The 10,488-nt window shown below is 48.0% G+C and carries 7 protein-coding genes; all 7 read right to left on the reverse strand.

Annotated features, from left to right (window positions below; all coding sequences use genetic code 11):
* Positions 1–114: 114 nt before the first annotated feature.
* On the reverse strand, positions 115–1,194 hold the full coding sequence (locus VIM72_RS22650; RefSeq protein WP_332005096.1) for a FecR family protein: 1,080 nt from the start codon (positions 1,192–1,194) through the stop codon (positions 115–117).
* Positions 1,195–1,257: 63 nt separating this feature from the next.
* Positions 1,258–1,800 (reverse strand): RNA polymerase sigma factor, encoded by a 543-nt coding sequence (locus VIM72_RS22655; protein WP_332005097.1) that lies wholly within the window; start codon positions 1,798–1,800, stop codon positions 1,258–1,260.
* Between the two features lie 290 nt (positions 1,801–2,090).
* Complete coding sequence (locus VIM72_RS22660) at positions 2,091–3,200, reverse strand: DUF5009 domain-containing protein (RefSeq protein ID WP_332005098.1); 1,110 nt, start codon at positions 3,198–3,200, stop codon at positions 2,091–2,093.
* Positions 3,201–3,229: 29 nt separating this feature from the next.
* Entirely contained in the window at positions 3,230–4,099 is an 870-nt protein-coding gene (locus tag VIM72_RS22665; RefSeq protein WP_332005099.1) for a PKD domain-containing protein, read from the reverse strand.
* Positions 4,100–4,111: 12 nt separating this feature from the next.
* Positions 4,112–5,629: a RagB/SusD family nutrient uptake outer membrane protein gene (locus VIM72_RS22670; RefSeq protein WP_332005100.1), complete on the reverse strand. Its 1,518-nt coding sequence runs from the start codon at positions 5,627–5,629 to the stop codon at positions 4,112–4,114.
* Between the two features lie 10 nt (positions 5,630–5,639).
* Positions 5,640–8,873, reverse strand: coding sequence for a TonB-dependent receptor (locus tag VIM72_RS22675; RefSeq protein ID WP_332005101.1), 3,234 nt, complete (start codon positions 8,871–8,873; stop codon positions 5,640–5,642).
* A 205-nt stretch (positions 8,874–9,078) separates the two neighbouring features.
* Complete coding sequence (locus VIM72_RS22680; RefSeq protein WP_332005102.1) at positions 9,079–10,203, reverse strand: FecR family protein; 1,125 nt, start codon at positions 10,201–10,203, stop codon at positions 9,079–9,081.
* Between the last annotated feature and the right edge of the window lie 285 nt (positions 10,204–10,488).

The following is a 10,488-nucleotide window of genomic DNA, read 5'->3' on the forward strand; positions in this document are numbered from 1 at the left end:
TAAAATGATGGTACAGCAAATGACAGTAACAAATGCTTTCATCACAACTACATCGTTTTCCTGGAAACGGGTGACAAGGAGTAGTAAAAATATTTTTTGAGGGGAAGGAAAATCTTATTTCAGGGTAATTTCATTACCTGATAAATGGTATTCGATGTGTGCAGTTGTTTTAAGATCGGAGAGAAAATCTTCCAGCCGGTTGCGGTCCATCAGCCCTGTAACCACCTGGCCCGCCTCTTTGTTTTTGTCCAGCACAAAGCGCATCCCGTAAAAGCGGGAAGCGGTAGCTATCAGCGTAGCAAGCGGCATACGATGATAGTAATAAACCCCGCTACGCCAGGCCAATACTTCTTCTTCATCAAAGTGGCTGGTCACAAATCCCTTGCCGGTGTTATAGTCGGCCTGGATACCCGGTTGCAGGGTCTGGCGCTCGTTCATTTTTCCTTTGGTAATCACGCTGCCTTCCACCAGGGCCGTTTTCACGGTACCGGCCTGGTATGTATTAATATTAAAAGCTGTTCCCAATACCTGTACGCTGGTCAATGCGGTGTGTACTATGAAAGGTTTATCCGCGTTGGCGGCCACCTTAAAATAAGCCTCCCCATCTACATATACTTCCCTTTCCGCACGGCCAAAATGGAAAGGGAAACGGAGCCTGGTAGCGGCATTCAGCCATACCTCGGTACCATCGGAGAGGGTAAGTTTATAACTTTCGCCGGCAGGCACATCCAGGGTGTTCAATACTGTATCGGCAGAAGTATATTGAAGCGCGCCATTGCTGGTGCTCAGTGTCACATTGTTGAGGGCAATGGTTTTGGCGCCGCTGTCTTTATTCAGCTCCACTTTTTCACCATTGCTCAGCAACAGGCGTACCGGTTGCTTTTGCTGCTGCATAACTACTGTTGGAGATGTTACGGGAACTGTGCGGGCAAAGAAATACCAGGCGCCGCTACCCGCCAGCAATAGCACAGCAGCGGCAGCCAGCCACTTTTTAAGATGAGTAACCGGGTGTGCCCCCCTTTCTTCCCTGATCTGCCGGAGCGCGGCAGCTGAATCTATCTGCTCAAGGTATTTATCTGTATGAAGGGTAATACTTTCCTGTTCAAGCTGGTTCCACTGTATCTTAAAATGAGCATCCTGCTGCAACATCTCCTGCACATAGGCTTCTTCATCTGCAGAGAGTGTTCCCGACAAATATTGTAGATATAATTCAAATATTTTTTCCTGTACCTGCTCCATTGTTAACAAATCGGGGGGCTAATACCCTTTATTAGTAATTGCATGACGTAATACTTTCAATCCCCTTTTCAGGTGGGTTTTGAAAGAATTGATACTGATGCCCATTTCATCCGCTGCTTCCTGGTAACGCTTTCCCTGGATATATACCATTTGTATAGCCGATCTTTTTTGTACGGCCATATCATTAATAGCGGTAAGTACCTGTTTGTAATAATCCGGTGAAGCCTCTGTGCTGGTAATACAGGAGTTATCCTGTAATTGCGTGAAGGCCACCTTATTTTCCAGTTCTGCTTTCTGTTTTTTAAGATGCGTGAGGCAGCGGTTCTTAATGGCCTGATGCAGGTATCCTTTGATATCACCGGTAAAATGAAGGTATAACTTTTTGTCCCAGATATCGAGGAAAAAAGTTTGCACAAGATCATTTGCTTCGGCTTCATTCCGCAGGAACCAATAAGCATTCAGGCAAAGCAGCTTGTGATACTTTAAAAACAAAGCATCATATGCTGAAGCATCGCCTTCCTTTAAACGCTGTACCAATACTATGTCTGATGAATGACTCATGTAACCGGAACCTTATTGGCAATTATTCTTTACAGGTAGCTTAAACACATAACATATCTGTAACGCTGCCAGGTGGCAGGCTAATTACAGTGATTTTGACAAATGATAGTGGAAGAGATTTACTTCTTCCATTGTTCACGCTTTGATACTAAAGATTTTGGCGATTGATTATTAAACCGGAATCAAGGTAAATAATAAAATTGGAAAAATATACGTCTCCCGGTAAAAAAATTAAAAGCCCCGGTAAATGATACCGGAGCTTTTTTTCCATGGGGGTTTCAGTAGATAGCTTATAATTTGAAGAAGATCTTCTTTTTATATAACCAGTAGCATAAGCCCCATTCCAGTGCCAATACGGCAAAGGCGGATAAGATGTCCCGGATGCTTTCAGGGATTCCCGCCAGGGCGGTAAATCCTTTTATAAAGATGCCGGTGGTGGGGTTCACCCATTGCCCTCCTACTGTTTCAAAGAAGAGGTAAATAAAAATGGCGTTCATACCTACCACAGTGGCTATCCAGGCGTAGCGCACATTTTGTTTTACATCTATGAGCCAGTACAGCAGGGCCATTACTAGCATTACCCATCCACCGGAAGCCAGCGTAAAAGAAGTGGTGGCAATCCGTTTAATAATGGGGGTAATACCTGCGAGGTCCAACCCAAAGCCGGCTATGAGCCCAATTGCGCCGGCTGTCACCAGGATCTTTATTTTCTGCGCCTTCGACCGGTCGCTGATCAGTAACTTTCCCGCCAGCGCGCCCCAGATAGTATGTGCAGCAGTGGGTATAAAGTTAATGGTCACCCATCCGTCGGGATTGATCTTTCCCATCAGCACAGTATCCATAAAAGCCCCGAAGTTATGTCCCTGTGTAAAGGGCTCTTCGAAGCCGGGCAATAAAACAAACCGGTACATTAAATCGGTTGCCAGCAGCAACAACAGGCTTACACCCAACTGGAAACCAAAGGAACGGCGTATAATGAGGTAAGCGATCAGGGTGGTTACCGACAACTGCGTGAGCACATTCCATAACTCCCATACTAACCTTCCTGCATATACGCAATGGAGGGCAGTGCCAAATATAAACAACTTTACACAACGCAGGGCTATATGCCGGAAATTTTGTGACCAGGTAACGCCTTTTTGTGTCTTATAATACCAGGAGATAAACATGGCGGCGCCCGCCATTGTCATAAAGGCCGGCTGCACCAGGTCCCAGGCGCGCAGCCCGTTCCATGGATGGTGAAAAAACTGCTGTATCAGGCTTCCCCCGATACCTGTAGGGTGCAGGTGGGCTATCGACTCATAGATACGGGCGCTTTCTCCTGCCAGGAGAATCATGATAAGGCCGCGCATCACATCCAGGGAAATCAATCTTTGGCTGACATTGGTGGTTTGGCTCATTGTCCTGTTTGTTCGCTTAAATTAATAATTTATTCCGGCATATTTAATAAAAAAGCGGCAGCGCCTTCATCAGGGATAGTGCCCAGCTGGGTGGCCCAGTCGCTGGAGGTGGCCACCATACCAAGCCGTATAGCCGATCCCGTAAGGCCCTTTATTTTTGAGCGGTCCAGCTTTCCTTCAAAACGCACGATGCCACCGGTTTCTGTAATGGTGCCCATAGTGAAAAAGTCTGTCCCCGATTGCTGATCAAAACTGAAACTGGTTTGCGGCCCGTTATGGTAATACATGGCCATCGGAATAGGTGCAGTGCTTTGTTTCAGCAGCAGTTGCCCTTCCAGCAACACATCGTAGGCTGCGCCGGTAAACAGGGCGGTGAGTAAGCCGGTAGCTGCACTGTTATCACTGTCGATATACATATCGAAAATAGTGCCGTCGGATAACTTGCCGGTCATCTCTCCATAGAAATAAACATTCTGCCCGTCATAGTCCAGCTTCAGCTTTTTGAAAACGCCCCCGGCCGGACCTGCAGCGATCACATTCTGGCTGATGGTGTCCCAGTCGGACAGGCTATTGTCTGTCAGTTTCACCGGCGAGGTTTTGGAAATACGGATCACGGTAGATCCCTCTGCAGTAACCCCTGCAGCGGAAGTGGCATACAGCGTAGGCACATATTTTCCTTTGCCCTGGTAAACATGCACGGGGCTTTGCTCTGTGGAGCTGGTGCCATCGCCAAAGTCCCATTTCCAGGAGGTAGCGCCGGTAGTAGTATTGGTAAATGTAACCTGGTTGCCATCTACGGCAATAGTGTATACTACCAGTGGAGCCGGGTTATTGTCGTCTTTTTTACAGGCCGTGGCTGCACAGAGCAGCAACAATATATAAAGCAGTTTCTTTTGCATGATCGGGTGGTTTTAAGGATTCTGTACACACAGTTTGTTCGTTTCTATTTCATCGATAGGGATGTAATAGATGATCTTCGGGTTATCGGGCTGTATCACCATACCGGCGTAACCGGAAGGGTTTACAGCAGGATTGATATCCGACTGCTTCAATCCCGGCAAATGATAGCCCCAGTAGGTTCTGTTCATTGCCCTCTTATTGCGGTACACATCAAAACTGCGGTGGCCTTCAAAGGCCAGCTCCAGTCTTCTCTCCTTCAGTACCACGTCCAGCGCGGTTTTACCCATCGGCAGCTGCTGGTGATAAAGAGCGCCTGATAGTCCCCGGTTGCTGCGTATAATATCCAGGTCGTCCAGTGCAGCAGCGGTTTTGCCGGCTTTGGCCGACGCTTCTGCCCTGTTCAGGTACATTTCCGCAAGCCGGAAAAGAATAGGCGAACTTAAAGTAGGACTTCCACCCTGCCCGGAAAATTTGGAGATGTAATAAATGTCGATACCATTTTTTTGTTGTAATACACCGCTACCATCTTTAAGCGGTATAATATATTTCCAGCGCACATCTTCCGGGTTAGCCGACATGGTATCCCTCAATGAAGCGGAGGCAAACTCCTCTCCCCAACCGGAGTTTCCATTGGAATAGATCATGGAGGCGATAGAGCCAAACTTACCATAATCATCTACAGGGGTAAAGGCTACACAAAAAATAGTTTCTGAACCGGCGGTAGCATTGGCAAAAAGATCCGGGTAGGTAGCGGCAGTAGTAAGAGAAAAGCGGCCGGATGAAATTACCTGTGAAGCAAAATAAGTGGTGCTGTCGTTATTTCCTTCATAAAGATATGCCCTGGAAAGCAGTGCCCATGCGGCTTCACGGGAGGCGTACTGAGGTCCCCTGCTTTGCGACATCAGGTCCGCACCTCTCCTGGCGTCGGCAATGATCTGTGCGTATACTTCCCCTACGGTCGACCGGGCCTTTTGTGCCGGATCACTGGTAGAAGTACGGAGGATCACACCGGGCGCACCGGGATTTTGCGCATAGGGCATGGCAAATAATTTCACCAGGTTAAAATGGCTGAAAGCGCGCAGGAAATAGCATTCGCCCAGCATCTGTTGCGTAGTGGCGTCGGGGTTACCCTGCTTTTCTACTGCTTCAATAACGGTGTTGGCATCGTTGATGATTTTGTAAGAGATATACCAGAAATAACGCACATTCGTTTGCGTGGGCGAATGGCCCAGCGAAAAACTATAGAACAGGGGATCTTCTGTTGTTTGTCCGCATACAATATCATCACTGGCAAAATCTGACAGCTGGAAATACTGGCGCAGGTACATATTGTTATCATCCTTTGTGCCGTTAAACTCCACATGATCCTTCAGCAGCGAATAGGCGCCGTTCACTGCATTTTTCAGTCCTTCGGGGGAACTGGTAATGGTTTCCGTGGTGAGGGCATCGCTTGGATTCACATCTTTCATACAACCTGTTTGCCATAACAACACAGGCAATAGTATTAATATTATAATCGCTGATCTCATGACAGGCATTTTAAAATCTGAAATTAATGTTGAACAGGTACTGGCGGTTGTTGGGATATTTAAAATCCGATACGCCTGGCATCACCTGCGCTCCCGGTGTGATAGTGGTTTGCGGGTCCTGCCCTAAGAAATTAGTGAACGTATGCACGTTATCGGCAGTAAAGCCAACGGTGATGCCATCCAGTCGCCACCTGTTCACGAGGGCCTTTGGCAGCTCATAGCTGAGGCTGATATTACGTAATGCCCAGAAGCTGCCGTCTTTCAGGAAACGTGTAGACGTTTGCGTGCTGTTGGCAGAGTTCTGCGGACTGGGCTCTGTGGCATTATCGCCGGGCTTGGCCCAGGTGCTGCTGCCTTTGGGCAGGTTTACCTGGTTGTAGTACGGTTCATTGCCATCATTTTCCACGAAGCGGAGGTTATTGCTGTATACTTTGTTGCCCGACAGGAAGTAGATATTCACTCCCAGGGAAATACCGCTGTAGGTGAAGGTGTTGGTCATACCACCCTGGAATTTCGGCAACGCTGAGCCAACTTCCTGGTAGGTAGCGCTGGCGTAGTCGGAGGTAGACGACCTGTTGCCGTCTTTGTCCACTACTTCCCACAAAGGCGCCCCGGTTTGCTTATCCACACCTAACCATTTGGGCATGTAAAATTCATAGAGGTTACCGCCGTTGCGGTAGATCTGTGAAATGCTCCAGGTAGATTGTGTGTTAATAATATTCGCCGGGAATTTCTGCAGTTTGTTGGTGTTGAAGTTGATATTAAAATCAGTATTCCACTGGAACCTGCGGCTGCGGATATTAACAGAGCTGATACCCAGTTCCACACCGTTGTTCACCAGCTCACCCACGTTCTCCCAGCGTTTTTCAAAACCTACTGATAAAGGTTGGGACACCTGCAGCAGCAGGTTTTTGGTGATGTTGTTGTATACATCCACACTAAGGTCTATGCGTTTAAACAACCCGATATCAATACCGCCGTTCAATTGATATTTGCTTTCCCAGGTGAGGTCAGGGCTGGGCAGCTGGGAGGGTGTTGCCGCTGTTTGCCCGTTGTACTGGTTATCTAATGCAAACAAAGCCAGGTAGCGCGATGACCCGATATCCTGTGTACCGGTAACCCCGTAACTGGCGCGGAGTTTCAGGTTAGTGAACACCTGATTATCTTTCAGAAAATCTTCGTTGCTGGCCAGCCATGCTGCTGAAAGAGCCGGGAAAGACGCCCAGCGGTTGGCGGAGGGAAAATTGGAAGAGCCATCTATACGGAAAGATGCAGTAACGAAATATTTATCCAGGTAACTGTAGTTTACCTGTGAGATGAGCGACTGTATAATGGCTTCATTGATACTACCATTTACCAGTTGGTTATTAGCTACCACATTCAATACTTTTAACCCGGCAGGCAGTCCTTTGCCTGAGGCGCCCATCAGTTCCGTATTGCTGCCTTCAAACGCTACGCCAGCGAGGCCGCTGATCCGGTGATCGCCCATACGGAAATCTACTTTCAACAGGTTGTTGGAGATGTAACCATAGTTAAGCGTACTTAACTCATTGAGAAAACCGGTGCCATGATACTGCCCTGCCACATCCGGTGAGTACCAGGTTTTATTTTTATTGTATCCCAGGGAAAGACGGTTGGTGCTGGTAAAGGTAAGCCAGTCGGTGATGCCGATGTTAAGCCCCATATCATAATTCACATCAAAATTTTTGTATGGATGTTCTGAATTATTAATGGTGTGGATGGGATTCACCTTATCGCGCGACCACCATTTAAAAGGGGAATTGCCATCTACATACAATGCTTTACCGGAGCTGTCGTAAGGATTATCCCAGGGCATGTTCAGGAAGGCATAGTACATATCATTGTAGTCGTATGTTTTACCAAAAGATCCGCTGAGGTTGATGTTGTTGGTTAAGCTGATACGTTTTGTAAAATGATAGGTAGAATTGGCTCTCAGGTTTACCCGCTGGTAGTTGGTATTCATAAAAGTTCCTTTCTCATTGTAGTAAGAGAGGCCCAGGTAATAATCTGATTTTTCAGACCTGCCACTGGCGGAGATGTATACGTTTTGCATAGGCGCGCGGCGGAACATATCTGTCAGCCAGTTATAATTCTGATCGCGCAACGAAAGCGGGCGCTCATTATAAAACTTCAGCAGGTCTATTTTGTAGGAATTGTTGGTAGCGCCGGGAATATAATCACGGTAATATTCTTTCTGGCGTTCATACAATTCGCTGCCATTCATCATATCCATAGTGCCAAAGTCCGGTGTGCGGAACCCGGTAGTTACTTTTGCCTGGAATTGTATTTTACCGGTGGTAGCCCTTTTAGTGGTGATGATAATGACGCCGGCATTGGCCTGGGAGCCATACATGGCAGTAGCGCCGGCATCCTTTAATACGGTGACGCTTTCTATATCGTTAGGATCGTAGTTGCCGCCAATAATACCGTCTACCACCACAAGCGGGCTTTGCGAAGCGTTTACAGAAGAAATACCGCGCATACGGATTTCTGCCGCTGCGCCGGGAACGCCGGAGCTGCTCACTACCTGCAAACCGGCTACCTTGCCCTGCAGCATGGTGCCTACATCGTTGGTGGTTACGTCTTTCAGTTTTGCAGCGTCTACTACGGTAACGGCACTGGTTAATTCGCTTTTCTTTTTGTCTGAGTAACCTACTACCACTACCTGGTCCAGCTGGTTGTTGGCAGTGCGCAGGGTTACCTGCATACCGTTGCTGGCGGGCAGTTCCTGCTTATCGTAACCGGTGAAGGTAACTACCAGTGTTTCACCGGGATTGGCAGATACGGTGAATTGCCCGCCCGCATTAGTGGCATTCCCCCTGCTGGTGCCTTTTACAATTACCGTAGCACCAGGGAGCAGCGTACCATCGGGGCCACGCACTGTTCCGGTAATACGGCCGGTAGTATCTGCCGGGGACGGCGGGGGGACTGGCTTTGGGCGGATCACAAATACGCCGTTGTTAATGGCAAATGTTACCGGCTGGTGTTGCAGGCATTGTTCCAGTACGGATTGCACAGAGGCATTGCTTACCTGCAGGGTAACGGGGGTGGTGTTTTTGAGGGCGGATTCATTGTAAACGATAGTGGCCCCTGATTGCAGGATGATTTCTGCAAACACCTTCTGTAACGGCATATTTTTCACCGACAGGGTAACCTGCTGTGAAAAACTCCTGGCGCTTACATGCAGGCAGGCAGCGAGGATAAGCCATGTGGTCATTTTCATAACCCGCAAAATTTTGGTTAATAAAAGTCCCTTGGGGAGAAATGGTATCTCCTTAAATTTTAAATGCATACTTTTAATAAGGTTTAGAATTCTTAAATGATCGTCGCTGATCTTACAGGATGCTAAGCTGCTGCCGGGGGTGTGTCACCACCTCCGGCTTTTTTCATTGTTCAATGTGTTACTTCATATGTTTTTTTTACAGGTTTTACGGTAATACCACTACTTTATTTCCATCTGTTTTAAAGTGATTAGTGCCGTTTTCTTCCAAAACACGCAATACGGCTGACAAACTAAGATTCCGGCTGATGCCGCCCCCATAGAGTTCCTTACCGGGTGCGGACTGGTATACTATTTCCACATCATACCACCGGGCTATTTCCCGGAGTATGGTAGGAAGGTCCATATTATTAAACACGAAAAGGCCGCTTTTCCAGGCGGTGATCTTATCAACATCGGCATCCCGTACTGTAAGCCGGTGGCCTGACAGTGCCAGTACTGCCTGCTGGCCAGGCTGCAGGATCTTATCCTGTACTTTTATTTTTCCATCCACCAGGGTCGCATTGATGGTAGGCTCATCGGCATAGGCCATCATATCGAAGCGGGTGCCCAGCACGGCCACTTCCATTTCACCGGCCTGCACTTTAAATGGTTGTGCGGCATTGGCAGCAATTTCAAAGTAAGCTTGTCCCTGCAGGATCACTTTTCTTTCCCCACCGCGGAAAGTAGTAGGATAGCGGAGCGAAGTAGCTGAGTTAAGCCAGACATTGGTGCCGTCCGGCAGCACCAGCTGGTACCTGCCACCACGTGGCACCGTAAGGGTATTGTATACTACTGCACCTGTAGCGGCGCCGGCCTGGTAAGCCAGTTGTCCTTTTTCTTTTTTTATAACGCTGGCGCCGCCCTGTTTGCCGATGGCCCCATTGGCAGCATCATCCAGGGTGATAGTGCTGCCATCGGCCAGTGTGAGCATGGCTTTTTTATTGGCAGGCGGTTTATCCGCTGCCGGGGTATTGCCTGCTATGATATTTTTTGGGGGAGATGAATACCGGTGCTGCCACAGCATTGTTCCGGATATTGCTACCAGGGCCAGCAGCGCCGCGGCAGCCGCATAACGCCAGAAAGGAAGCCTTTTACTTTCAGGTGGCTGCATAACTGGTCTCAGCCTGTTGAGCAGCCGTTGTTCCAGCATGTTGCGGTCTTCCCCTGGTTCCATAGGCAGGGGCACTTCACTGTCGTCGAAGCTGTTATACCACTCATGGAGCGCTTCCGCTTCTTCGGGGGAAGCATTGCCTTTCAGGTAACGTTGGATCAGGTCTTTCAGGTGCTGCATAATAACAGAGTACAGAAATACTGCTGTTACCCTTAGTGTTTTTTATATTTTTTTTCAATCTACCGCTAAATTACCATCCTGGCGAAAAGTGGAAAAACCAATCTGCCGGTTTTGCCGCTTTTTGCCGGATTTCGTTGCATTGGTGGTCACGTCCTGAAATAGGTTTACACCTAAAAAGGTGTAAATATGCAAAAATCAAACATTTTAGGTCGAAAGAAACAATCAGGGTTCCGCTCCCCGCATGACGTATCCTTTATGATTAAGGTGGCCAACTACTATTCAGAG

The sequence above is a fragment of the Chitinophaga sp. genome (assembly GCF_036569185.1).
Classification (GTDB): domain Bacteria; phylum Bacteroidota; class Bacteroidia; order Chitinophagales; family Chitinophagaceae; genus Chitinophaga.

Excerpts from the sequence above, each read along its gene's own strand:
- VIM72_RS22655 (WP_332005097.1), bottom strand. The coding sequence starts at position 1,800 with ATGAGTCATTCATCAGACATAGTATTGGTACAGCGTTTAAAGGAAGGC.
- VIM72_RS22660 (WP_332005098.1), bottom strand. The coding sequence starts at position 3,200 with ATGAGCCAAACCACCAATGTCAGCCAAAGATTGATTTCCCTGGATGTG.
- VIM72_RS22665 (WP_332005099.1), bottom strand. The coding sequence starts at position 4,099 with ATGCAAAAGAAACTGCTTTATATATTGTTGCTGCTCTGTGCAGCCACG.
- VIM72_RS22670 (WP_332005100.1), bottom strand. The coding sequence starts at position 5,629 with ATGAGATCAGCGATTATAATATTAATACTATTGCCTGTGTTGTTATGG.
- VIM72_RS22675 (WP_332005101.1), bottom strand. The coding sequence starts at position 8,873 with ATGAAAATGACCACATGGCTTATCCTCGCTGCCTGCCTGCATGTAAGC.
- VIM72_RS22680 (WP_332005102.1), bottom strand. The coding sequence starts at position 10,203 with ATGCAGCACCTGAAAGACCTGATCCAACGTTACCTGAAAGGCAATGCT.